This is a genomic window from Nocardia sp. CA-129566 (genome assembly GCF_050956075.1).
Taxonomy (GTDB): Bacteria; Actinomycetota; Actinomycetes; order Mycobacteriales; family Mycobacteriaceae; genus Nocardia.
In genome coordinates this window covers 5,361,531-5,385,279 of the sequence record NZ_CP192085.1, presented here as the reverse complement: position 1 = coordinate 5,385,279, position 23,749 = coordinate 5,361,531, and the positions used below count along the sequence as shown (strand labels likewise).

Annotated in this window: 22 protein-coding genes and 4 pseudogenes; 11 read left to right on the top strand and 15 right to left on the bottom strand. The window is 65.7% G+C overall.

Translation table 11 applies throughout. The annotated features are described in order from the left end of the window. Positions 1–31 precede the first annotated feature (31 nt). From ACQP0C_RS23265 to ACQP0C_RS23250, 4 genes are all read right to left on the bottom strand, one after another. On the bottom strand, positions 32–328 hold the full coding sequence (locus tag ACQP0C_RS23265) for a hypothetical protein (protein ID WP_433723038.1): 297 nt from the start codon (positions 326–328) through the stop codon (positions 32–34). A 141-nt stretch (positions 329–469) separates the two neighbouring features. Next, positions 470–904: a DUF6196 family protein gene (locus ACQP0C_RS23260; RefSeq protein ID WP_433723036.1), complete on the bottom strand. Its 435-nt coding sequence runs from the start codon at positions 902–904 to the stop codon at positions 470–472. Positions 905–1,306: 402 nt separating this feature from the next. After that, positions 1,307–1,492, bottom strand: a complete 186-nt coding sequence (locus tag ACQP0C_RS23255; protein WP_433723034.1) for a helix-turn-helix domain-containing protein — start codon at positions 1,490–1,492, stop codon at positions 1,307–1,309. Positions 1,493–1,746: 254 nt separating this feature from the next. Further along, positions 1,747–2,451 (bottom strand): TetR/AcrR family transcriptional regulator, encoded by a 705-nt coding sequence (locus ACQP0C_RS23250; protein WP_433723032.1) that lies wholly within the window; start codon positions 2,449–2,451, stop codon positions 1,747–1,749. Between the two features lie 100 nt (positions 2,452–2,551). On the opposite strand from ACQP0C_RS23250, the gene ACQP0C_RS23245 reads away from it, so the two are divergent. The 3 genes and pseudogenes from ACQP0C_RS23245 to ACQP0C_RS23235 form a co-directional block, all read left to right on the top strand. Further along, entirely contained in the window at positions 2,552–3,409 is an 858-nt protein-coding gene (locus tag ACQP0C_RS23245; protein ID WP_433723030.1) for an alpha/beta fold hydrolase, read from the top strand. Then, positions 3,406–4,629 (top strand): lipase family protein, encoded by a 1,224-nt coding sequence (locus ACQP0C_RS23240; protein ID WP_433723028.1) that lies wholly within the window; start codon positions 3,406–3,408, stop codon positions 4,627–4,629. The genes ACQP0C_RS23245 and ACQP0C_RS23240 overlap by 4 nt, the downstream gene beginning before the upstream one ends. Before the next feature lie 167 nt (positions 4,630–4,796). Beyond that, positions 4,797–5,527, top strand: a pseudogene (locus tag ACQP0C_RS23235) (transposase); the annotation flags it as partial. A 344-nt stretch (positions 5,528–5,871) separates the two neighbouring features. On the opposite strand, the gene ACQP0C_RS23230 reads toward ACQP0C_RS23235, so the two are convergent. Beyond that, a complete protein-coding gene (locus tag ACQP0C_RS23230) occupies positions 5,872–6,243 on the bottom strand; it encodes a glyoxalase superfamily protein (RefSeq protein WP_433723027.1) in 372 nt (123 codons plus the stop codon). A gap of 312 nt (positions 6,244–6,555) precedes the next feature. Continuing rightward, positions 6,556–6,813, bottom strand: a complete 258-nt coding sequence (locus ACQP0C_RS23225) for a hypothetical protein (RefSeq protein ID WP_433723025.1) — start codon at positions 6,811–6,813, stop codon at positions 6,556–6,558. 535 nt (positions 6,814–7,348) lie between these two features. Between ACQP0C_RS23225 and ACQP0C_RS23220 the strand changes: the two genes are divergently transcribed. After that, positions 7,349–8,116 carry a hypothetical protein gene (locus ACQP0C_RS23220; protein ID WP_433723023.1) on the top strand — a complete coding sequence of 256 codons (768 nt, stop codon included), beginning with the start codon at positions 7,349–7,351 and terminating at the stop codon, positions 8,114–8,116. A 120-nt stretch (positions 8,117–8,236) separates the two neighbouring features. Here the strand turns inward: ACQP0C_RS23220 and ACQP0C_RS23215 are convergent, their stop codons facing one another. Then, positions 8,237–9,505, bottom strand: a complete 1,269-nt coding sequence (locus tag ACQP0C_RS23215; protein ID WP_433723021.1) for a PucR family transcriptional regulator — start codon at positions 9,503–9,505, stop codon at positions 8,237–8,239. Between the two features lie 243 nt (positions 9,506–9,748). Here ACQP0C_RS23215 and ACQP0C_RS23210 point away from each other — a divergent pair, with 243 nt between their 5' ends. The 4 genes from ACQP0C_RS23210 (at position 9,749) to ACQP0C_RS23195 (ending at position 13,655) form a co-directional block, all read left to right on the top strand. Next, a complete protein-coding gene (locus ACQP0C_RS23210) occupies positions 9,749–10,891 on the top strand; it encodes an esterase/lipase family protein (RefSeq protein ID WP_433723019.1) in 1,143 nt (380 codons plus the stop codon). A gap of 10 nt (positions 10,892–10,901) precedes the next feature. Next, the gene (locus ACQP0C_RS23205; protein ID WP_433723017.1) at positions 10,902–12,029 is read left to right on the top strand and encodes a PucR family transcriptional regulator; all 1,128 of its coding nucleotides are present in this window, start codon (positions 10,902–10,904) and stop codon (positions 12,027–12,029) included. 594 nt (positions 12,030–12,623) lie between these two features. Further along, positions 12,624–12,911 (top strand): alcohol dehydrogenase catalytic domain-containing protein, encoded by a 288-nt coding sequence (locus ACQP0C_RS23200; RefSeq protein ID WP_433723015.1) that lies wholly within the window; start codon positions 12,624–12,626, stop codon positions 12,909–12,911. Between the two features lie 87 nt (positions 12,912–12,998). After that, positions 12,999–13,655, top strand: a complete 657-nt coding sequence (locus ACQP0C_RS23195) for a zinc-binding dehydrogenase (RefSeq protein ID WP_433723013.1) — start codon at positions 12,999–13,001, stop codon at positions 13,653–13,655. On the opposite strand, the pseudogene ACQP0C_RS23190 reads toward ACQP0C_RS23195, so the two are convergent. From ACQP0C_RS23190 to ACQP0C_RS23180, 3 pseudogenes are all read right to left on the bottom strand, one after another. Next, positions 13,564–13,829: pseudogene (locus ACQP0C_RS23190) on the bottom strand (IS110 family transposase); the annotation flags it as partial. The gene ACQP0C_RS23195 and the pseudogene ACQP0C_RS23190 overlap by 92 nt on opposite strands. Before the next feature lie 79 nt (positions 13,830–13,908). Next, a pseudogene (locus ACQP0C_RS23185) lies at positions 13,909–14,361 on the bottom strand (SRPBCC family protein); the annotation flags it as partial. A gap of 48 nt (positions 14,362–14,409) precedes the next feature. Beyond that, positions 14,410–14,937, bottom strand: a pseudogene (locus ACQP0C_RS23180) (YbhB/YbcL family Raf kinase inhibitor-like protein); the annotation flags it as partial. A gap of 143 nt (positions 14,938–15,080) precedes the next feature. Between ACQP0C_RS23180 and ACQP0C_RS23175 the strand changes: the two are divergent. Continuing rightward, positions 15,081–15,782 (top strand): GntR family transcriptional regulator, encoded by a 702-nt coding sequence (locus ACQP0C_RS23175; RefSeq protein ID WP_433723011.1) that lies wholly within the window; start codon positions 15,081–15,083, stop codon positions 15,780–15,782. 63 nt (positions 15,783–15,845) lie between these two features. Here the strand turns inward: ACQP0C_RS23175 and ACQP0C_RS23170 are convergent, their stop codons facing one another. Further along, positions 15,846–16,667 (bottom strand): SDR family NAD(P)-dependent oxidoreductase, encoded by an 822-nt coding sequence (locus ACQP0C_RS23170; RefSeq protein WP_433723009.1) that lies wholly within the window; start codon positions 16,665–16,667, stop codon positions 15,846–15,848. Between the two features lie 102 nt (positions 16,668–16,769). Between ACQP0C_RS23170 and ACQP0C_RS23165 the strand changes: the two genes are divergently transcribed. After that, positions 16,770–17,189 (top strand): MarR family winged helix-turn-helix transcriptional regulator, encoded by a 420-nt coding sequence (locus ACQP0C_RS23165; protein WP_433723007.1) that lies wholly within the window; start codon positions 16,770–16,772, stop codon positions 17,187–17,189. 299 nt (positions 17,190–17,488) lie between these two features. Here ACQP0C_RS23165 and ACQP0C_RS23160 read toward each other — a convergent pair whose 3' ends face one another. The 4 genes from ACQP0C_RS23160 to ACQP0C_RS23145 form a co-directional block, all read right to left on the bottom strand. Next, complete coding sequence (locus ACQP0C_RS23160; RefSeq protein ID WP_433723005.1) at positions 17,489–18,712, bottom strand: amidohydrolase; 1,224 nt, start codon at positions 18,710–18,712, stop codon at positions 17,489–17,491. 66 nt (positions 18,713–18,778) lie between these two features. Continuing rightward, positions 18,779–20,716, bottom strand: coding sequence for an alpha/beta fold hydrolase (locus tag ACQP0C_RS23155; protein ID WP_433723003.1), 1,938 nt, complete (start codon positions 20,714–20,716; stop codon positions 18,779–18,781). A gap of 67 nt (positions 20,717–20,783) precedes the next feature. Beyond that, entirely contained in the window at positions 20,784–21,326 is a 543-nt protein-coding gene (locus tag ACQP0C_RS23150; RefSeq protein WP_433723001.1) for a TetR/AcrR family transcriptional regulator, read from the bottom strand. Between the two features lie 563 nt (positions 21,327–21,889). Then, complete coding sequence (locus ACQP0C_RS23145) at positions 21,890–22,774, bottom strand: SDR family NAD(P)-dependent oxidoreductase (protein WP_433723000.1); 885 nt, start codon at positions 22,772–22,774, stop codon at positions 21,890–21,892. Positions 22,775–22,798: 24 nt separating this feature from the next. Here ACQP0C_RS23145 and ACQP0C_RS23140 point away from each other — a divergent pair, with 24 nt between their 5' ends. Beyond that, on the top strand, positions 22,799–23,701 hold the full coding sequence (locus ACQP0C_RS23140) for a LysR family transcriptional regulator (RefSeq protein ID WP_433722998.1): 903 nt from the start codon (positions 22,799–22,801) through the stop codon (positions 23,699–23,701). The last annotated feature ends 48 nt before the right edge of the window (positions 23,702–23,749 follow it).

Below are 23,749 nucleotides of genomic sequence, written 5' to 3'. Positions count from 1 at the left end.
CCTTGGTGCCCTTGCCGACAACTCGCTGGACTCATTGCCCGAGTGCTTCGCCGAGATCGTCGATATCGGATCCGCAGGCTTCGAAGATCGGCAGTCCCAGCAACCCGAGCATCGCCACCAACGGGAAATCGTTGGCATGGGCCGAATCCCGCGCCACCGTAAGCAGCGCCTCAAAGATGCTCGATGCACCAACGGAAATACAGGCGCAGGTTCGAAGTGCAGTGGACGCGGGAGCTCCCGGTGTAGCGGGCGAGGTAGGCGCGCAGGCCAACCGCAGCACGAGATCGTCACCGGCGAGGGCGACGTCGATATCGGTCGAGGTACCCATGCTCCACGATGACCGCGATCGGCGAGCTGTTCACCCCCTGATCGCGGCTAGTTGGAGACGTCAGGTCCCGGCCAGGATTTCCTGGTCGCGTTCGTCGAGGTGGCCGGGCGGTACGACCGTGCCTTCGCGAGGGCCCGGTGATCAGCTGGCGCGTAGTTCCTTAACGACGGCGATGACTTCGTCGAGCAAGTGGATTGGACAACCCCAATAGTCATAAATGCCGCCACGTGCGCGGTTACTCCCGCAGATGACGAATACCCCGGTCCCCAGTCTCACCTTTAGTTGGCTGGCCAGCCAGCCGACGAAGCCGCTGTTGTCGAGCTCGGCAGGGAAGTGAAAGGAGAAGATCCCGAAATGTTCGACGTCTTCATGTGCTTGCGTGAGTGGGACCAGGCGGCTCCAGCTCTGGTCGTCACGGACCACGGCCAGTGTGTCGCTGGTGAGCACAGGCGGCTGATCGGTAGGGGACTCTTCGAAGCACCACACGCCGTTCTGCACGAGGACATCGGCCTGGGCGATCACACGGCGGAGACGTTCTTCGGTCTGCTCTGGCGTTTCCGCACTGATGCTGACCATTGGTGATATCTCCTCTGCGGTCTGCTCTGGGGCATTCGGCTGATCGCCGTATCGCAGGGCGCAGCAGCACAACCTGGCATAGCGGTCCTCCGGACAACACCGTTGCTCGATCGTTGATTCCTCGTAGTGCGACGCCGATGGCTGTGGTCTGTCAGCTGCCTGTCGCTGAGTTTGCCGATGTTGGAGCCATCGGCAGTGCTGATGACGCTGAAATGACGAGGGCCCCCGCTCCACGGTGTCCCTACAGTTTCGTCGAATGCCCTCTGCCGCAAGTATTCCGCGCACCTGACTGCGACCGACGAAGCCTGCAACGCGCAGGCTTCGGTCAACGCTTCCAGTGTCCAGCGCGACCCGGCGGAGTCGTGGCGACCAAGGACACGACGCGGCTGCGCTCGGCTTCGCTCAGTCGAGGCTTGCGCCCTGCCCCAGGACGATCCCCGGCCCCCGCAGGCCGTGAGAGTTGAACCGGCGCAACCGGTCTCGCAGTGTCTGTAGGTGGCAGCCCAGCTCGCCTGCGTTGTCCGCGGTGGACTTCCCGTCCCAACTCGCCGTGATCATCCGAGCCCGCCGGATCCAATCTCCAGGCACATGCCGAGCCACGGCTAGCTTACGAATCTTGTTCTCCTCCAACACATCCAACGGAGAACATGCAATCAACACCTTCGGCAGAACTCACCCCGACAGATTCGAAACCAACAAGGTACGTGATCTTTGAGGAACGCAGCACTAATCGACCTGCCGCGCCACTGCCACGGCGGTCGTTGGAACGCCACCGACCAGATCGATTCCGCCGCCGGGCAGTCCGCCAATTCTGTTGTGGCCGAGGCGGATCCGCCTCGGCGTCACGGGGCGCGGAGGATGCGCAGAGCTGTTCGATGCAGAGCAGGTGTGAGGCTCGTCAGGCCCGACTCGCCACCGGTGGTGATGATGTGCCGGATGCACGATTCGTTGATAACGGCCAACAGGGCGATCATCGTCGTGTCGTCGATCGCGGCGATCGGCATTCCACGCTCGCGGGCGACGTCGAAGATTTGCCGGAACAGCACCGCATAGGCGTCGAAAGCCGCCACCCGCCGCTGCCGAATCGCGGGAGAGGCGCCCAGATTGTGGATCAGCAGTAACTCGGTCAGTTCCGCCGCCTGCTCGAGCAGCAACAGATAGCGGCCCAGCAGGCCGCTCAACAACTGGTCCAGGTCATCGATCTGGTTCGGGTCGACCGACGCGGTAAGGCTGCTGATGACGACCGAGACGCTGTCGAACGCTGCCAGGAAGCAATCCTCGAGCCCGCCGGGGAAGATCTCGTAGAAGGACTTCTTCGAGACGTTCACCTCTTGGCACACTTTGTTCACGGAGGTGCCCGCGTACCCCTCACGGGAAACGACGCACGCGATACTCGCGATCAGACGCCACCTCTGATGATCCTGCACTTCCTCGGCAGTAAGGCCGGCGGGCCCGTGCGGCAGGCGGACCTGGGCAAGGGGAACGCCCTGGCGCAGGTACGTGATCAACTGCGCGATGCGGTCGGCGGGGTTTGCGGAGTTTCCCATCAACGCCTTGCCAGCCTCCTTGGATCGCCCTACTATGCGAGTCATAAACCACATCGTTTAGGACTTTCTGTCCGTGATCACAATAGTTGGGGACACGCCAATGGACCTTCTTCAGTCCGCCGTCGACGGCGTGCGAATCGCCTACACCCGCAAGGGCAGCGGCCCGCCCGTGGTCCTGCTGCACAACGCGGGGGCGACCTATCGCATCTGGCTCGCGCAGATAGATGCGCTCGCCGCCGCCGGCTACACGGTCTACGCGCTAGACCTGCACGGCTACGGCGAATCCGAAAAGCCGTTCGGCATAGCGCACTACACGCTGGCCCGCTACACCCGCACGGTGTGCGCGTTCCTGAAACACCACCAGCTGTCCGAACCCGCGCTGGTCGGCAACTGCCTGGGCGCGGCCGTGGCGGTGAGCCTGGCACGGACAACCAACGTCGCCGCGGTAGTCGCGATCAACCCATTGACCAGGCTCACCGCGCGGGATGGCACGTACGGGCCGCTGGCGCGGGTGATCGGTGCGACTCCGACGCGTGTGCTGGACACCGCCAGCCGGTGGCGCACGCCGGGCTGGCTGCCGCACGCGATAGCCCGCTCTGCGTGGTTCGGCGACAGCACCGCCGCACGCACTCCGCTCTCGACCGATTTCGCCGCCGCCTTCCCGGCCTGGGCGTTGACCGGAATGGTGCACGATATGCCGAATTTCGCCGCATTGGAAACCTGGCCTCCCACCCCGGGGCTGCGGCCACCGCTGTGCACGATCTGGGGCAGTCGCAACCGGGTGCTGTCAGCGGCTGCAGGGGGGCGGCTGGCAGCTGCCTGGCAACCCGAACGTGAGGTGCGCCTGCCCGATTGCGGGCACGTGCCGATGCTCGAACAGCCCGACCGGGTCTCCGCGATCCTGGTGGAGTTCCTGGACGAGCACTTCCCGGCCGTCGTGCCGCAGGGACGGCGATGAGCGCCAAGGGCGCCGTGGCCGCGGCGCTGGTGACCATGGCCTGCACCGCGCTGGTCGCGGGCGGCGCACGCGCCGACAACGGCTCGCCAGGCGACTTCTACACCCCGCCCGCCGACATCGCGGCCGAGCCCGGAACCGTCCTGCGCACAGAGGATTTCGTCCCCGCCGTGGATCCGCTCGGTCTCGCCGGAGCGGCGACGGCCAGGCGGTTGATGTACGTCTCCCGCGACGACACCGACCGCCCGACGGCGGTGACCGGTGCCGTGTACGTTCCGCGCGCACCGTGGCCAGGCCCAGGCCCCCGCCCGCTGGTCAGCCTCGCGGCCGCAGCGCACGGCATCGGCCCGCAGTGTGTGCAGTCAATGGCCTTCGACCACCCGATCGCCGTGTCCCTGACCCCCTCGCTGGATGCGTCGATCGGATTCGAGGTCGAGTCCACAAAGATGCTGCTGGACAAGGGATATGCGGTCGCGGTCACCGACTATCAGCGTGCCGGCGGGGTGCAGGCCTACCTGGACCGGGTGGCCGGCGGCCGCGCGGTCCTCGACATCGCCCGGGCGGTGCAACGCATTCCCGGCATCGAGGTCGGGCCGATCGCTGTGTGGGGCTACAGCCAAGGCGGCGGTGCGGCCGCGGCCGCGGCCGAGATCCAGCCGTCCTACGCGCCGGAGCTGCCGCTGCGCGCCGCCTACGCCGGTGCCGTCGCCGCGAACCCGCTCGTGTTCCTGCGCCGCGCCGGGGCAGCTGCCGGGTTCGCGGTCTGGGCGGCGGCGGCAGCCTCGGCATTGGATCCGCAGGTGCGCCAGGCCATCGACGATGTGGTCAATCCTGAAGGCGCAGCTGTGATCCGGCAGGTCGGAGCCGAGTGCTTCGGCGGCTTGGTGGCCGCGCGCGAGTCCCATAATCTGACCAAGTCTGGTCGCCCACTCCTGGACGAGATGGTCGCGAATCCGGTCATTGACGCATGGCTCGATCGCCAGCAGCTCGGCACCGTCGCGCCCCAGGTGCCGATGGAGGTCCACGGCGGTCTCAACGACGATCTGGTGCCTTACCAGAGTCTGGTCGGGCTCGCCGAGCAATGGAGGGCGCTTGGCGCCGACGTCACCGTGTTGACCAACGATGCGCCACCGATACTGCCGGGCACCGCGGTCAATCACTCTCTGCCGCATCTGACCGACTTCCGGCCGCTGCAGTGGCTGGCTACTCAACTGGGGCAGTGACTGTTACCAGGGGATCACTGGTTCCGATGAGCGAGCAAACCGCGGCCCGCGCACGCCCCCACGATCGAAGTACCGCATCGTGGGCAGGTTTCAACGCAGCCGCCGTGCGATCAGCCCTCCCATGTTCACCGGAATTCGCGGGATAGCGTGTCGGAGATGCGGTATCCGTGGATGGGGCAGGTTCGGGTGTGGGGGTGTCGCAGGCCGGTGCCGTGGCGTTGGCGCGCGCGGCGGAGAAGGTCGGGCTGATCCGCGGGCTATCGGCGGCGACCGCGCGGCGGATCTGGCGCATCTGCGATGCGAGCCGAGTGTGTTGGGGCCGGTGGCCGTCCCGGATCACGGTATCGCCGCCGGTCCGCTGATCATCGATCCCGATGCGACCCTGCTCGATGGCACAGCGAAAAAGCGGGTGCGGCACCAACTTCCAAACGCGGGTTCGGGTTGCGTCCGCTGTGTGCGTTCGTCGACCACGGTCCGGACGGCACCGGTGAGCCTGCGGTACTGCTGCGGCGGCCCGGTAGCGCCGGGGCCAACACCGCCGACGACCACAAACAGGTTCTCGCGGCCGCGCTGGAAGCCGGGCTACCGGGTCGGCCGGAAAGTCCTCGTGCGCACCGATTCCGGCGGCGACACCCACGAATTCGTGCAGTATTGCCAGCGGCTGCATTAGTCGCTGGATTCAACCCTCACCGACACCCGCGCCGCAGCCGTCGACCGAGTGCCGAGGACCGCGTGGAACCCGGCCTACAACGGCGACGGCGAACCCCGCGACGGTGTCTGGGTCGCCGAATTCACCGGCCTGGCCGACCTGACCGGCTGGCCGCTGGACATTCAGCCGATAGCGCGTAAGGAACGACCGCACCTCGGCGCGCAACTGCGATTCTGTGACCGCGACGGCTATCCGCAGCCGACAGCCGGGGGCATCGACTCGCAGACCGTGCCAGGCGCCGACACCCTCGGGCCGCTTCGCGGTCGTGGTGACACCGGCCAGCCTGCGGGACCGTGACGCTGCGCATCGGCTGCTGGCCGCCGTGCGTGCCCGCTTCGCCGCCGTCGAACTGGTCTTTCGCTGACGGCGGCTATCCCGGGAGGCTCGTCACATGGGCGAAAGCTCTTCTCGCACTGACGGTTCAGACATGAATTTGCTTCCCCGAGAGCGAGTTGCGCAGTCGCTCAGCACGCTTCGTTCGCTCGCAGTTCGAGCCGCGCCGACGTGACTGTCTGCGCCATGGCAGGCGGCCGTCATGGCGATTCGGGGGCGCCATCCTGGAGAACGATGCCGTTGCCGTCGACATCGTCGAGTTGGGCCAGCCGCACGCCCCAAGGCGTGTCCTCGACCTCACCGACAGCGACGCCTTTCTCGATCAGTTCCTTACGGATCCGGTCGAGGTCGGCAACGGTATAGACGAGCCCTTTCACGGAACCGGGCGGCATGGTCGGGAACCAGGTGACCAGGGTGATGGTCGCACCGCCACCGGGCGGGGCGAGCCTGACCCACCGGGAATCCGGCCCCATGCGGTCGTCCGACACCACGGTGAAGCCGAGCTTGTCGACGTAGAAGGCTTTCGCCTTGCTCTGGTCGCGGACAGGGACCGACACGATGGCGATCTGCACAGGGTTTCCTTTCGATGGTGACGTTGGCGTGGTGCCAAGGGACTCCAACGCCATCGGCGCACGGAGCGGGAATACTTCTCCGAAATTGCTGAGTTCGGTTCCAGCTGGCCGATCATCTATTGCTGTTGTCGCCGTTCGCCTTTCACGATCGGGGGGTGCTCATGCGACCACGGGACCGGATCCGACGACGTCGATCGTGGCCCGCGCGCTGTCCTGGTCTAGCGACGGGGAACCAAGTCCGAACCCGGGCGTGGTCCATGTTTACTCCGTGTTTTCAGCCGAAGTCGTCGACGAGGTTCCCCGCTATTCGGATTACCTGTCCGGCTGGAACTCGTTGATGGCAATCGGCTTCGAACTCGTCCGGTGATTGCCAATCCAGCTTCTTCTGGATGCGCTGGGTGTTGTGCCAGCCATAATGGCGAACAACGCGTTCTCCGCGTCTTCTCTTGTGCGCCAAGAGTTCCGGTACACCAACTCGGTCTTCGGTGTGGTGAAGAAATTCTCCATGAGGGCGATGTCGTAGCTGTCCCCGACCGAGCCCATCGACTGGGCAATCCTGTTGTCGGCCAATTGATTGCTAATCGTATCGTCGTGTCGGTCGGGCCGCGGTCGGAATGCTGGACCAGCTGCCCATCGCGCACGTCCCGCGCCCACACCCCCGAGCACCGGGCTCGGTGTCGCACCGGTCCGAGCTCGTAGTCCGGCACCCGGCTCATACCGTGGACCTGCTGCCAGCCGGCCCGGGAACTCTACTCCGGCAACATCCGCCCGCGAGCCCGTGCGATCCTCTGGCGCAGTGCCGGGGTGATCACCGCAGCGGCGCCCATGCGCGGACGACATTGTCGATGGATATGGCCACACCATCGTCGCCCGCAACATGACCGTTGATCGCAAGGTTGCCAATTAGGGGTTTTCTGACGTTCTTTGCTGGAGCTTCGTTCCGTTTGCGTCAATGTTGACGGATGTCCAGTCTAATTTTGCCTTCAACCACCGCTTTTTCGATGCGGAAATGCAGCGATCCGGGCGAAATGGACATTATTTTAAACGGTGTGTCGTCCACTAAAATCTCTGATCCAGCGGCAGTTTCTCTCTAAGGTCGCCTGCTATGAATCGTTGGGATACAGGTGGGCCGGGTCCGCATAGTCGGTTCGCCAGAGACTTGCAGCCGTTCGAGCGGCTGCAGCTGTCGCGGGCAGTATTCGGCAGCGTCATCGCCGTCGCCGAGCGGCTGAGTGGATCGAGCGCGAGCGGCTGGGGAAGCTATCTTCTCGGCGGCCTCGGCGCTGTCGAGGCACGCGAGCTGCACCTGAGTCTTCTGCGGGTCTGCGGCGTGCTCGTCGATGAGATCGAGGCGTGGATGGCGAGCGCGGCGGCCGGTGCGGTCGACCACACCGCTGAACTCGGCGATATCGCGTCGGTCACCGGTATCGAGCGCGCCGATGTCCATCGCAAATGGAACCGTTGCGGGAACGACGACCAGGCATCTGCCCTGGTGATTTCGCAGCCGTGGCCCAACCTCGATCCGCAGGGTGCGCCGACTGATTCGCACTATGAGCAGGATCGAGGATGGTGGCGTATCGGTCCGGCCGCCCGCCGCAGCGCACGATATGCGGTCATTGTGGTCGACCATGTCATCCGGCGCGTATACGAACTCGATCCTGATGGCTGGGACAGCGATACCACGGGCATCCGATGGCGATTCCGGGCGACCGGCGCCGCGGCGCTGTCCGAAGCACAGGTCGACGCCGCCGTCGAACACGGTGTGCTCCCCGCACGCCTAGGCGACAGCCTTCCCGCTCAACTCGACTCCGGGTGTGTGCCATGGCATTTCTTATCCGCCGCAACTCGCGGCTTGGACCCGAGGCTCGACTGATCTCCGGCCTGCCGCGGCGACAAACCGCTCTGCCGGGTGCGTCGCGGTGTGCGGCTGGTGGCCCCAGCGCCGCTAGGACCGTGGCCGCTGAACGCACTTCGGACAGAGGGCGGCAGTCGGTCAGTGGGTCCTGGCTTCGTCCGCCGGTGCGTGCACCGCTGCTGCCCTTTTCTGGTCTGGCGCATGGTACATGCGGTGGATCGTGAGGGCTGCGGCCAGTAGTCGTGAATTCGTTGGATCGGTGGGGTCGATGCCGGTGAGTTCGGCGATTCGGCGCAGCCGGTAGCTGAAGGTGTTGGGGTGCACGTGAAGTCGCGCGCCTGCGGCTTTGCGGTCGGAGCCGTGGTACAGATGGGCCTCGAGGGTCTCCAGGAGGTGCGGGTTGTCCAGCAGTGGGGTGATCCGTTGGGCCAGTCGGTCGCGGGCGTGGCCCGGTCGGGTGAGTTGATATTCCAGGAGCAGGTCGTCGAGGTGGTACACGCCGGTCGGGCGCCCGAGCCGTCGGGCGAGTGAAGCGAGTTCGGCGACCTCCTCGGCGGCATCAGGTACTCCGGCGCGCGGGACCGCCGCGCATTCGGCGATATGGGCCGATGCGCCGAACTGCTTGGCGAGTTCGTCGGCCAACCCGAGGTGGCGCGTCGGGTCGGGTTTCTCGGAATATGCTGGTAGCAAAGCGATTCCGACGGAGCCGTCGAAGGTGGCGAGAGCGGTGCCGTTGCTGAGCGCGTCGAGGGTCCGGTGCAGGATTCTGATACGGCGGCGGGCGAGCAGGTCGGCCACCGAGGTCGGCTGGTTATCGGATTGGATGTGAATGCCCAGCACGGTATAGCGCTCGGCCAAGGGGATATCGGCACGCGCGGCCTGTTCGTCCGCGTGTTGGCCGCGCAACAGCGCCGAGCACAGTTCTCGACGTGCTTCTCGTTCGGCGTTGTAGATGGACTGCTCGACCTCGGTGTAAGTCTCGACCACAGTGTTGTTGATATTCTTCAGCAGGTCGAGCAGACGGGCACAGACCTCGACCAGATCCGAGATCTCCACGGGCGCAGCGATTGCGGCCGCTTCCGCAAGTACCGACTGCGCCGAGTCGTGGATCGCGTCGATCAGAATTCCCAGCGGAAATCGGTCCTCGGCATGTCGTTCGGCAACCGGCGCGACGAAGACGGTGACTTCGGCCCTGGTGAACTCGCGCTGCTCGTCGATGGCTTGCAGTACGGCGCGCCCGCACGCATAGATGGCGGGCAGGACTTCGGCAGTGAAATGTCCCTGAGGAAGTTCCGTCGAAGCGCCGAGGCCGGCGTCGAACATGCGTTGAGCGATCTGCGGCCAACGTTTCATGAGTCTGGACACCAGCGTGGCATCGGCGGTGGCCGGGGATGGAGCGACTGACATGGGCTGATTGTTGCCGACGACAGTGATGGCGACAGCGCTTCCGACCTGGCGGCCAGAACTTTGTCACCGACGACAGACACATGGCGCCTTTCTTCGTCGGGACGTGCAGTGACGTTGGCTAACGACCGGTCCTAGATTTCAAATACCGCGCAATCACGATGGCGCCCATCACATTTCGTGAGATATGTGACCTGTGGCATAGCGACCGTCGGGACGCGGAACCGATCGGATGGGAAGTACGAAATGTTTGCAACGAAGCAACGAAGCTGTCGCGCGTTCACGGGTGCCGCTCTCATCGCGGGACTGACCATCGCCCACGGCCTCGGGATCGGGGCGGCTGGTGCAGCCCCCGTCGAGCCGCGTCAGCAGCTCGTCGCTGAGGAAGACACCGCTGGGCTTGCGCCTGCTCTGGGTGGGCGCCAGCCCAACGCGATCGTCGACACCGCAAGTGCATCCGGCTGGGCCAAGAGCACCGCGTCCAGCACTGTCGGTGAAGGTCCCGAAATGGCCTCGGCCCTGGCGGCATTCGCATACGGTCTCACTCATCCGGACGCCGCGCCCGCCGGCGCGAACCGATGGGACTGCAAGCCGAGCGCCGAGCATCCGAACCCGCTGGTTCTGCTGCACGGCACCTGGCTCAACGCCTACGACACTTTTGCTTACCTCTCGCCGCGGTTGGCGCGGGCCGGATTCTGTGTGTTCGCCTTCAACTTCGGGCGATCGGGACTGATGCAAGGCGGCGGGATCGGGTCGGTTCTGCCCGGACGCTACGGAGTCGGGCCGATGGAGGAATCCTCTCGCCAGTTGGCCGATTTCGTCGACCAAGTGCGCACCGCCACCGGTGCGGAGAAGGTCGACATCGTGGGCCACTCGCAGGGAGGGACCGTGGCCAGCCAGTATCTGAAGTTCGACGGTGGCGCCGACAAGGTCGGCAAGCTGGTCACCTACGGCGCCACCCACCACGGCACCTCATTGCTGGGCATCGCCTCGCTCGGACGAGCCATCAACAACCTCGGCGTCAACATCCTCGGCTTCTACGAACCGATCGTCGGCCTGTCGAATATCGAACAGGCGGTGGGCTCCCCGTTCTACGCGCGGCTCAACGCGGACGGCGACACCGTGCCCGGTATCGACTACACCGTCGTAGGGTCCCGGTACGACGAGGTCACCAACCCCTTCGACTGGACATTCCTCCAAGCGGGACCGGATGCTGTGGTGCACAACATCACTCTGCAAGACGGCTGCGAACAGGATCTGTCCGACCACCTGACCATCATGTACTCACCGCGCTCGGCCGCGATCGCCCTCAACGCACTCGACCCGGCGCGATACCCGAACCTGGACTGCGCCTTCAACCCGTGGTTGATCGGCGGCGGCAGTCTCTGAGGACGCGACCATGAGACCGCAGACTCCCACCGGCATCGCCTCCGACAGTGAGCGCATTGTGCGCCACCTGCTCGATGCCGTCGCACCGCGCCATGCCGCGGAAAAGAGTGTGCTGCGCGGAGAGATCGGACTTGTCGTCACGAACTGTCTGGCTCTCGTGGCGAATGGTGTTGGGGAACCATCGATCCGAATGCACGGCATCCGCCGTGCTGCGGCGAGGTGGGCGCGTGTCGGCTTTCCGATCGACGCCGTCCACCACCTCGTGCAGGAGGGATTTCGACTGCATCTCGACGCCCATACGCCTGATGCGGTATCGACCGCATGGCGGAGCACGGAGACACGCCGACTGATCGAGGCGTTGCACGCGGTTACCGCGGCGGTGTCGATGGCCTATTTGGACAGCGGGTCGGCGGCATCCGCCGAAGAGGCTGAGTTGCACGCCCTATCGGTCGCGCTGCTACGCGGTCACCACACCTCCAAGATCGGCCGCGAGCACAACGTACCGGTCGCGGACCGGTACGTTGTGCTCGCGTTGGCCATCGGCGACATCGACGAGGCGCCGATAGCGAGACCGAATGTGTTGGAGCTGCTGCGGGATCGACTCGGTGGCCTGGCCGGCCGACCCATCCCAGCTCTGTTGAGCGACTGCGGCGGCACGCTCCTGGTGCCCCTGGTGCCCGCCGGTGACCAAGAGCTGCATCGTCTGATCATCGGGCTCGCCGCCACGACACCGGTTACCGCCACCGCGGTGATCGCGGCCCCCGAGCAGATCCCCACAGCGACCGACCGAGCGCACGAGCTGCTCGACATTGTCGAGCGTCTGCGATGGGGACCCGGGATATATCACTTCGATGATCTTGCGGTCGAATACCAGCTCACTCGACCGGGTCCGGGTCGCGACCTGCTTGCGACCATACTCGACCCGCTGGAGGACCACCCCGAGTTGTTCGACACTCTGCGTGAACACATCCGCAACGGATTGAACAGGCGCTTGACCGCACGCGCCCTGCATATTCATCAGAACACCATCGACCATCGCCTCAAGCGGATCGGTCAACTCGTCGGACTCGACGCGGGTCGAGCTGAATTCCTGTGGCGCTTGCGTGCGGCTTTGATCGTCCGCAGCTATGTCCGCTAGTCATCGGGCAGACTCCGCATCGCTGTGCTGCCGGACTGGATCGCTGGCCAAGAGATCAGCCGAGATCAGGTGGCTCGTCTGCCTGGGCGGCCAGCCGGGAAGGCGTGTGCGCCGCAAGCCGCTGAGCGGTGGTCGAGGTCCATATTTACTCCATGTTTTCAGCACAATCTGGCCGAATGCGTTGGGACGCAGGCACGGATGACACGGTCCGCGCGGGTGCTCACCTGCTGATCGCAGCGCGTGGCTACCACGTAGAACACATCACGTTCCTCCAGCCGGTCATGCGGGTAACCAGCTATCCCGAAATGCTAGATTCACCATGTGAACCAGTGCGCTGCGGCGAGCGGTCCTGGTCACGGACCTCAGTAGGCCGCACGAATCCAGCGCGCACACCTGGTCATGCTGAGCAGGTCAGCAAAGGTCTAGATGGGGGACTGGCCGCCGATGGCAGTCTGCGCACGGGTCTGCTCCATTGAAAAGGAAAGCTCCGGAACCTAGTCGCCGACGAGGATTCCGGCACCGGCATTGCTCCTGTCCAGAACGCCCTCGGGTTTCGCGGGCGCTGAGAGTCGAAGGTCGCTCATGCCACAATCCATGCGCGCGCTCGTAGCCGGCAAGGTTGGCGAGCCAACCGATGTCCTGCGGCTGGAATCCCGGCCTGTGCCCACGCCAGCGGCCGGTCAGGCGTTGATCCGCGTGAAAGCGACGCCAATCCACGCCAGCGACCTGCACGTGCTGCGTGGCCGATACGGTTTCTCCCCCGAGTTCCCCACTGTTGTGGGTCTGGAATGCGTGGGCCGAATCGAGGCCCTGGGTCCGGATACCGAGGGGCTGAAGATCGGACAGCGCGTGGTAACCGTTGGTGTGACCGGTACTTGGTAGGAATATCTCGTTGCCGATACACGAAGGCTCCTGCCAGTTCCCGATCATCTGAGCGACTCCAGTGCCTGCCAACTCGCCATCAACCCGTTGACCGCGCTGCTACTGGTGACTCACGAACTCGGCGTAGAGCCGGGTGAATGGATGTTGCAGACCGCCGCGGGCTCCACCGTGGGCCGGCTCGTCATTCAACTGGCCAGGCATCTGGGTATTCGGACGATCAATGTCGTGCGGCGGCGCGATGCCGTCGAGGAGATCAAGACGCTCGGTGGTGACGAGGTCATTTGCACCGAGGACGAGGACCTGGTGCAGCGTGTGGCCGAGATAGCAGGACCGGCTGGCGTGCGCAAGGCCATCGACTGTGTCTCGGGCGACGTGGGTGCCCAGGTATCTCAGGCATTGGCTCCCGGAGGGGAGGTCGTAGTCTACGGCGCACTCTCTACCCATCGGCAGGCTGACCCGGCAGCGCTGACGATCCCGCTGCTGGCACGCTCGATTATCTACCAGACCAAGGTCGTCCGTGGCTTCTGGCTGTACCGCTGGTTCAGCACTGCCGCACCTGAGGATGCGCTGCGTGCGCTCTCCCAGGTTCGCGGTCTCGTCGCTGATGACGTGCTGAGCATCCCCCAGGGCCAGCCGTTCCCGCTCGAACACTTCACTGAAGCCATCTCGCTCGCCGAAACACCCGCACATGGCGCCAAACCACTGTTCGTCTTCGAAGAGGGCCGTGGCAACGGCGACGGGTAGAACGCCATCCTGACCAGGCGGCGCGCCGCTGGTCGTAGTAGGCGCGGGCGCCTGGGCTTTCTGCACAACGCAGAAGGCCCAGGCGTCGATGGCGTTGTAGAGGCGGCGGTTGCGGATGTGGCGGGCCAGGACGGCGCGTTTTCTGATGGGCGCGGGCGAGGACCTTGATCGACCCACGAGCCGTGGATGTTCACGAGATCGACCGGCGGCCACCGGCTACGGTTCGACGACGAGGTCTCGGCGCGCCGTCTGGTCAGGCGGCGGCTCTGCGGCGGACGGTGCGTTCGAGGATCCCGAGGGTGGCCTTGAGGGCGGACTCGGGGACCACCGGGAAGACGAGGCGCTTCCGCCATTCTCCGTCGACTTCCGACCAGTCGTAGTAGGACGTGACGCGGGTGCCGCCCTCGGCCGGCTCGAGCCGATAGCCGTAGATGTGGCGCGCATGCGGCCGGATCCGAGCTTCGACTGTCCAGGCGATCTCCTGGTCCGGGACGAACTTGGTGATGACGACCTCGACGTCGTACTTGCCAAGGGGAAGGTCCCCGAGGGCTTCCCGGTCCATGTGGACCAGGAATCGGTCGCCGGGCTGTTCGACCGGATCCCCTTCGGCGTCGAGGAGCATTCCCGACGCGTCGATGTCCACGTGCCCCTTCGGATCGGCCAGCACCGCGAAGATGGCGCTGGCGGGGGCGGGGACCAGTCGGGAAACCTCGATCCGTTCGGTGTTCTCGCCGGCGCGGTCTTCGCCTGCGCGCGGCGTTTCCGCTGTGGCGGTCAGGACCGCACGGCCGAGGATGTGCGAGGTCATGGTGAAGCCGAGCACGGCCGGGGTGGCCTCGGCCGGGACTCCGATGGACTCGACGTCGAGGGCGTGCACCACGACGAAGTAGCGATGCGGGCCGTGCCCGGCTGGCGGCGCCGCACCGATGAAGCGGGCCGCGCGGGCGTCGTTGGGCAGTTGGAAGGCGCCCTCGGGCAGGCCCGAGCCGGTGTCGTCGCCGGCGCCCTCGGGCAGCTCGGTCACGGTGGCGGGAATGTCGGCGACCGCCCAGTGCCAGAACCCGGATCCGGTGGGGGCATCGGGGTCGTAGACGGTGACGGCGTAGCTCTTGGTGCCTTCCGGGGCTCCACTCCAGGACAGCTGCGGCGAGACATCCTTCCCGCCGGGGACGCTGGAGGAGAACTGCTCGGGTAGCCAGGCGGCGCCGTTGTTGACGGTAGTGCTGGTGACGGTGAACGAGGCCGCCTCGGGAAGACGGGCGAAGGGATCGTTAGCGTTCATCGCATCGTTCCTTTCAGATCATGCAGCGGAGTGGCGGGAGCGGGGCGGAGGAGTGCCCTTGGCGTCGGGTAAAGGTGCCGCCACCACCCGATCGACGATAGCATAGATAATCGATTATCCTATCGATCGTCTATGATAGGGACATGGCTCGGACGGCTCATACCTCGACCTCGTCGGAAAAGCAGATGCTCTCCGAACGGATCTACGAATACCTGCGGGACGCGATCATGCGCGGGGACTTCGCCCCCGGTGACGCGCTCAAACCGCAAGATCTCGCCAAGGAACAGGGCGTGAGCCTGGCTGTCGTGCGGGAAGCGCTGGTGCGGGTGGTCGGTGAGGGCCTCGCCGATCGGCTGCCCAACCGTGGCTTCGCTGTTCCGGCCTTTTCCGATCGCCGCTGGCAGGACGTCGCGGAGGCCCGCCGGACCATCGAACCGCTCATGCTGCGCATGTCCATCGAGCGCGGCGACATCGACTGGGAGGCCCGCGTGCGAGCCGCCCACCACCGTCTCGCCCGCACCCCGGCGTTCGTGCCGGAGGAGGGCGAGTACTACAGCGAAGCATGGTCCCAAGCCCACCGAATCTTTCACCGCACCCTGCTGGAGGGATGCGGCAACTCTGTCCTGTTGGAGACCTTCGACCGGATGTGGTCCGCGAGCGAGTTGGCCCGCCGCCTGTCGACGTACCGCAACCCCGATCGAGATGGCGCCGCCGAACATCGCCGACTGGAGGCGGCGGCGCTGGCTCGCGACGCCGACGCCGCAGCCGAGGCATTGGCCCAGCACCTCGCCCTGACTGCGGCCGCGCTGACCAGCACTATCCACGAACCCGCGCAGGACGCGTGATACGCCTCGCCAACCCGGCCGGATCACTGGAGTCGCCATCGCCGAGGTCAGTGGTCGATACGGCTAGGCGATCCAAGCTCCGGTCAGCGCCTGTACGGCCGAACCGTCGAAATCGGTGAGTTTCATCCCGGTGAAAGCGCGCGCGGTGTCCGAGGTGAGGGTTCGGAAGGCGGGCCGCTCGCAGTCCAGCAGCTCGACCATCTGTGTCGCCACGTCCTGCGGAGACTGTGCGTTTGCGAAGGCAGCGCGGGTGCGGTCCAGATAGGCCGACAGCGCGGGTGCATATGGACCCGCCTGTTCCAGCACGGTGTCACTGACGGCCACGTTGTTGACGAATTCGCTGGCCACCGCTCCCGGCTCGACCACGCTGACGGCCACACCGACTCTTGCCGCGACCGGCGCCAGCGACTCCATGTAGCCTTCGACGGCGAACTTGGCCGCGCAATAGGCCTCGTTGAACGGCTGGCCCACCACACCGCCCACGCTGGTGACGGTCACCACGCGCCCTCCGCTCGCGCGGAGCAGGGGCAGTGCCGCCTTGGTGACCAGGAGGACGCCGAAGAAGTTGACCTCCATGACGGCGCGCACGTCATCGATGCTCTCCTGCTCCAGCGTGCCGAGATGACCGGCGCCGGCATTGTTGACCAACGCGTCGAGGCGGTCGAGCCCGGACAGGCAGGCCGACACCGAGTCGGGGTCGGTCACATCCAGCTCCCGGACCTCGACGCTCACACCGGCCTTTGCCGCAGCCGCGCGCAGCGCGCCCGCCTTGGCGGTGTCGCGCATGGTGGCAAAGACCTTCCAGCCATTCTCGGCGGCGGCGATGGCGGTGGCCAGGCCGATGCCGGAGGAGGTGCCGGTGATCAGGACGGTCCTGCTGGTCATCTTCGCAAATCCCTCGTTTGTTTATGTTGCATAACCATTATGATTCATAACTATCTATGGTGACATTACGAGTTGTCAAGCATCTTGGTAGATATGGTTCCCATGTCGAACACTTCGGATGAGCTGGCCAGCGACGTTTTGGGCCTCTTCGCGGCCATCACTCGCCGCTATGCACAAGAATCCGAGGCTGCGGCCGCTGCACACGAACTGACCCCCCTCCAGGTCAAGGCGCTGCTCGCCGCCGAAGACCCCGTCCCGATGCGCCGCATCGCTGATCGCCTGCACGCGGAGCCCTCCAACGTCACCATGATCATCGACCGCCTGGAATCGCGCGGCTTGGTCGAACGCCGCCCGAACCCGGGTGATCGTCGCATCAAACTCGTCGCCGCCACCCCCGCTGGCCGCGCCGCCGCCGCCGACCTCCGTACCCGCATGCCCTTCGCTGCGGCCCCGCTGGTCCGACTCACCACCGAGCAGCGCGAATCCCTGCGCAAGCTACTGCGACTGATGCTGGAGGCATGACGCAACACGCACCCCGCTCGAGCCGCCGACTACCTCCGTTACGGGCCCGAACGGTCCAGGCTGATGAGGTTCGGCGTATCCGCTTGTCGGCTGTCGCTGGGCGGGGTCGTCGCGACCTGCTCGATCGCCTGCCTCGGCTGATATGGGTTCCGGTCGTAATCGCCGAAAGACAACGGATTTCGGGCTGTGGCCGCGCGTCGGCTCGGCTGCGATCCGGCCACGTGTGCGTGCTCGAGGGGTCAGTCGTCGAAGCGGTGCCGTGCGGCCTCGATGTGACGCAGGTGCTGGTGAAATAACCATCATGCCGAACTTCGTTGCTCGGCGCGATCGAGTTCTGAGCGTGCCGCGGCGACCAGTGCCGCGACCGCCGGTGGTAACGACCGCCCAGCATCTGGTGCGAACCGCGGCGAGTGGTTGGCGGGCAGCCGCGACGGCAGCCTGCCCGCATCGAGCAGCAGTTGCCGGTGTTCGGCAGTGAACCGGCTCGGATCGACGCCGCCGATATGCCAGAACACCGACGGACACCCCGCGGCCGCGCCGAGCAAACCGAAGTCTTCGCTCCCGGTGATCGGCGTCGCCAGCGGGAGTACGGTCAGTCCGCGCGCGGTCAGTTGGGCCATGACGCGCTCGGTGTCGTCGGGGGTGTTGAATGTCAACGGGAAGCTGTCGAAGATCTCCATCACCGGTTCACGGTGTGCACCAGCAGCTTTGGCTTCCGCCGCAACGATTCGTTCGATCGCTTCGAGCATGTCCCGACGCGAGCCGGAGGTGAACGTCCGCAAGCTCAGCAGCAATTCGGCATTGTCGGCGATGATATTGGCGCGTTCACCGGCGTGCAGCGCCGCGGCGGTGAGAACCGGAGCGGCCGATAGCGATGCCTGCCGGGCGGTCAACGCCTGCAACCGCAGCACCAGCGAGGCTGCCATCGCGAGCGGATCGACGGCCAAATGTGGAGTCGAGGCATGCCCGCCGGCGCCGGTGAGCGTCACCCGGATCGAGTCGGCGGCGGCCATCAACAGACCACCTCGGGTCAGAATCAGCCCGGCTGGCAACGGGCTCACATGCTGACCGAAGCAGATCGAGGGATGCGCAACCTTGTCGAGCAGCCCATCGTCGAGCATCGCCTTGGCGCCCGAACCCGTTTCCTCGGCGGGCTGGAAGATCGCGACCACGGTGCCGGGCAAACCGTCGGCCGCACCTAGAGCGGCGCAGGCACCCAGTAGCGCGGCGACATGGAAGTCGTGGCCGCACGCGTGCATGATCCCGGGCCGGGTTGACGCGTAGTCGAGATCGGTGTCCTCCTGGACCGGCAGCGCATCCATATCGGCGCGCAGCCAGATCACCGGTCCAGGTGCGCCACGGAGCACGCCTAGCACTCCGGTACCGCCGATACCTGCGCTCACCTCCCAGCCGGGCAGCGACCGCAACTCCCGGGCCACCAAGTCTGCGGTCGCGTATTCGACCCCCGATAGTTCGGGATGCGCATGCAGGTACCGGTAGACCTGCTGCCAGTGTTGATCCACTACGAATCCCGCCGTCGTGCCGTGACATTGGTTGCCATGGGATTGTTCTTCACCTGTCGGCATGGCTTACCGCTCGACGGGGATGGACATACTCGAGGTGGATGGCGCTTGCGCGGCTGGGCGCGTCGAGCCGTCAGCGATGTTCCGCAGCATCGCGGCAACGGCGGCGGGGTGCGTGAGTTGGGGATAGTGTCCGGTCCCGGCGACGGTCGCGACCGCAGCGGTGCCGGAATCACTGATGAGCGGATCCTGTTCTCCGGCAATGATTCGGACGGGGACGGGAAACGGTTCGGTTCCACCGAGCAGCGCTTGGAGCCCGGCGCGTTCTTCGGGTCGGTTCGCGGCGCGCAGCCAGTTGGCCGTGTGTCGGGCAACGCCTGGTCGGCGCAGTTGGGTGGCGGTGCTTTCCAGAGCCTTGCGAACTTCGTCGGAGGAAGACTCTCCGCTGTCACCGAGCAACGTTCTCGTCAGACGCTCCGCCGACATCCGCTCGAGCAGTCGTGTCGCGAACATCGGTGTACGGAGCAATCGGTTGGGCTCCGTTTGGAGGAAGTAAGGGGAGATGAGGACCACTGCCGTGATGCGCTCAGGATGAACGGCCGCGTAGCGCAGTGCCACCGCGGCCGCCGCCGAATGGGCGACAAGGATCGGACGGGTTCGTGCCGGCCCGAGCAGATCGGTGACCCACTCCAGGGGAGTAGCCGCTGTGGGGGCCGAACGGCCGAGCCCGGGCAGATCGGCGACGAGAACCGACTCGTCGTCCAATTCGTTGATGACCCCCTGCCACGACCGACCGTCGAGGGGAAGACCGTGCAGGAGAACGAAATCGGGCGATGTTCTGTCTCCGGCCAGATATGTCCGGGATCCGCCGACGTCATGGAAGCCCCCGGGAAGATCCGTCGGCGTCGCTCCGTAGCCGTCCGCGACCAACCGGTCGGCCCACCGGCGCAGGACGGTCTCGACCGGTGGCTGCTGGAGCCCTGCCGCGTGCGCGACCCGCTCGGCTGAAGCCGTGTCGTAACGGTCCTCGACGAGGAATCCGAGAGTTTCGGGGTTGGCGCCGGTCAGCGCGGCCGGCAGGCGGCGGATCAGCCCCACTGGCACTTGCGTTTTCGGCGCACGCACGCCCAGATGGTCGGCAAGCAGCCGGACCAGATCGGGCAGATCGGGTGTGCGCGCATCGAGCACCCAGTGCAGGCCGCCGGGTGCCGGATCACTCTCGGGAATCGCGGTCATGAACTTCGCAAAATGATCCACCGCGACCACGGGCACGAACGTGCGGGCGGTTCCGGGCAGCGCGGGGAGCCGACCCATCCACAGATCGCGAACCAGCTCGGCCAAGCCCAGGTACTGATCGACCTCGCCGGTCTCCGAATAGCCGATCACACTGCTGGGATTGACCACGGTCAGTGGGACACCTAATTGCGCCGCGACGACCCGCATGGCGGCATCCGCTTCGGTTTTGGAACCTTCATAGGCTCCTGTGCTCCGGTAGAGCTTCGCCAATTCCGCCTCGGGGAGGGGATACCGCGGCTGCGCGTCAGTGCCGACCCGATAACCCGACACGTGGATCAGTCGACGCAGACCGGGACGGGTTGCGGCCCAATACAACACATTGAGGGCGCCGTCGACGTTGACTGCCACCGCCTCCGCACGTCGCAGCCCGAACCGGTAGACACCGGCGGCGTTGAACACATCCCGCACGCCCGTCAGTCGCTCGTCGTCGGCTGCACTCAGCCCCAAATCCGCACCGTTTGTGCAATCACCGGACAGCACCGCGAGCCGTTGTGCCGACACTCCGTGATCACGGAGCCAGCCGCGCAACTCCTCCTCCCGACTCGCCATGGGCTCGCCCGCGGCATTCGTGTGTCGCCGAGCCGGGTCGCGGATAACCGCGGCAACCGCGCGGCCCTGATCGAGTAGATGCAGCACCGTCCACTTGCCGATAAAGCCGGTCGCACCGAATACCACGGCGTCCGGAGTGCTGGTAATAGCCTTCTCCATTCTCATATTCTCTAGACCGATCTACATAATGTGTACATGACTCACTCCTGAGAATCCCGAGCGATCGTCAGTCTGCGGCGAGCAACTTGCCGATGCGGCGTCCGACCTGGTCGATGGGGGCCCGACTACGGCTGGCGCGAGCGAGGACCAGTGCACCTTCGATCAGCGCAAGTGCTGTCGCCGCGAGTTCTTCCGCCTCCACCGGATCGCGGCCGTCGACGCGGAGCGCATCGGCCAGCGCCTGCTGCCAGCTTGCGTAAATCCCACCGCAGATCGGCTGGAGGTCCTCGTTGCTCGCCGCAACCTCCAGCGCCACCGTCGCCACTGGACAGCCTTTGCTGTAATCGGCCGCCACCATTCGGTCTCCCAGCGCAGCCAATACCGCCCGCACGAGATCGCCGGGAGTCTGCGCCGTCAGAGCCAATTCCGCGACGATGCGATCAACCTCCCGGCCCGCCACTGTGAGCGCCTCACCGACCAGCTCATCCTTGCCGCCGGGAAAGTGGTGGTAGAGCGAGCCTCGCGGCGCCTCGGCCAACTCGAGCACCTGTTTGAGTCCGGTGCCGTGGTAGCCGTTCGCCTCGACAAGCACCCGAGCCGCTTCCACCATTCGCGTTCGCGTCGAATCTCCCTGCACAACCGCACAGTAGACCGGTCTGCATAATTGTGTCAAACGTGCTCGTGGGCTGGCCGCCACAACGATCGATCCGTCCAAGTCGTGGTAGTCGATATCGTTTCTGCGCAGGCAATTTCGTCGGGCGAGCACTGAGCGAGCCCGGATCGTCTACGTAGCAGCGGCGAAGTCCTTCTCCCATCGGTAGATGTGGAGTGGATCGGGACCCGGGCGGTATCGCTATGCTCGCTGACCGACCGAAATCCGGTCGCGGGTCGACGCCCGTCCCGAGGTTCACGCCGTTGTGTACTGCCATAGGCGCCGTTGCCGGGCAGCTGGGGTGCCGAGCACCCGCACCTCGAGACGGACGTATTCCGGATTAGCGCTGGGAACATTCCGGTAGTGCACCAACGGATCCAGCTCGGCGTCGTTTGTCCGCTACTGCAGCCTGCGGCCGCTGAGCAGCAGTCCGGACCTCGACGTCCAAGCCTCCGTGTTGCTCTGCCGTTGATCTACTCCTGTTCGGATACATCGTTCACCGCCTCTTCACGAACAACATGTCATCCGAATTGCAGAACTCGGCAGCGCTGGAACGCGGACTCCCGGGAAGCGTCCTCCCAGGCTTCGATATCGTCGCGGACTTGGTCGAGGTGGGCGAGGATGCCGTCGACGGCATCGGCGCCGAGCGCGAGTCGCAGTCGTGTCCTATCGACATCGAGGGCTGTGAGTATGAGGGCTGCGCCGCGGGCGGGGTCGCCGGGCTGTTGTCTGTCAGATGCAGCGATGACAGCGCGCATGCCACCGACCGTGCCGGCGTAGTCGGACAATTCGGAGCTGAGCGTGGTGTTTCCGGGCAGGCCGGTGCGGAACGACCCCGGCTCTACGATCATCACCTTGATGCCGAGCGGCCGGACCTCCCTCGCCAGCGCCTCGGACATGCCCTCGATGGCGAACTTGCTGCCGCTGTACGCGGAGAAGCCCGCCCGCGAAGTCTGGCCGAGCAGGCTGCTGACCTGGACGATCGCTCCCGCTCGTTGAGCGCGCATATGCGGCAGGACGGCGCGTACCATTGCGGCTGGCCCAAAGACGTGCAGTTCGAACAGATCCCGAAGTTCCGCGTCGGAGGTCTCCTCGAACGCTCCGATATGGCTGCGGCCGGCGTTGTTGACCAGGACGTCGATGTGGCCGTAGCGGGCTGCGATGTCCGCGACAGCGGTCGCGGTCGCGGTCTGATCGGTGACGTCGAGGCCCAGCGCCTCGATCCGATCCGGGTGGGCGGCGACGAGGTCTGCCAGGGCTTCGGGTCGCCGCGCGGCAGCGACGACAATGTTCCCCGCGGCGACTGCCGCCTCGGTGATGGCCCGACCGAAGCCGGAATTGGCGCCTGTGACGATCCAGATCGCGTTCACTTCTTCAGCGTGCAGCCGGTTCAGGGGCGCGTCCAAGACCTGTCATGATAACCATTGGTTATGGACCTGCACGGACGCGATCTGCGCTACTTCCTGGCTGTCGCTGAAGAGCTGAATTTCACGCGTGCTGCTGAACGACTCTATGTGTCGCAACCGGCACTGAGCAAGCAAATCCGGGCACTCGAAAGACAGTTGGGCGCACCACTTTTCACACGAGATCCGCAGCGGGTGATACTCACCCCCGTCGGTGAGGCATTGCTCCCGCATGCACGGACAGTGCTGGAGGCACTGGATGCCGCGACCGCAGCGGTGGAGCAAGCGCGAACGGCCCAGCGAAGCACCCTCGTGATCGGAATGGGTGCCAGCCCGGGACGCGGCGGACTGCTTCCGGCGGTGCGGTCGCGGTTCCTCGCGGCCTACCCCGAAGTCATCTTGAAGTTACGTCAGGTGGGCTGGCAGGACCCGACCGCCGGACTGTCGGACGGCAGCAGCGATCTGGCATACATTCGGCTCCCGTTGCCGGATCCGGAGCGCTACGCCACCACAGTGGTATCGGAGGAGCCCCGGCTGATCGCGCTGCCTCCCGGACATCACCTGGCGGGCACAACGGCATTGGACTTCGCGGACCTGCTGAACGAGCCGTTCCTCGCGCTGCCGCACGCGGCAGGACCACTGCGGGACTACTGGCTGGCAATGGAGAAGCGAGCCGGACGGCCGGTCCGCGTCGGCGCCGAAGTGGCCGGTATCGATGAGGTCAACGAAGCTCTGGCGGCGGGTCTCGGGGTGATCGTGACCGCCGCGGGCGACATCCCATTGCTCGACCGCGGCGGGGTAACTTTCCGCCCGATCCGCGATCTACCCCCGCTGCTTTTCGCGCTCGCCCGCCGCGCAAACGACCAGCGTCCTCTGGTTCGGGCCTATGAGCAGGCACTGCGAGCAGTCCGCGACGTCGGCGAGAAATAGGACCGAGCACTGCATCAGCGATAGCAACTCGCGGATCCCATTGCTGCG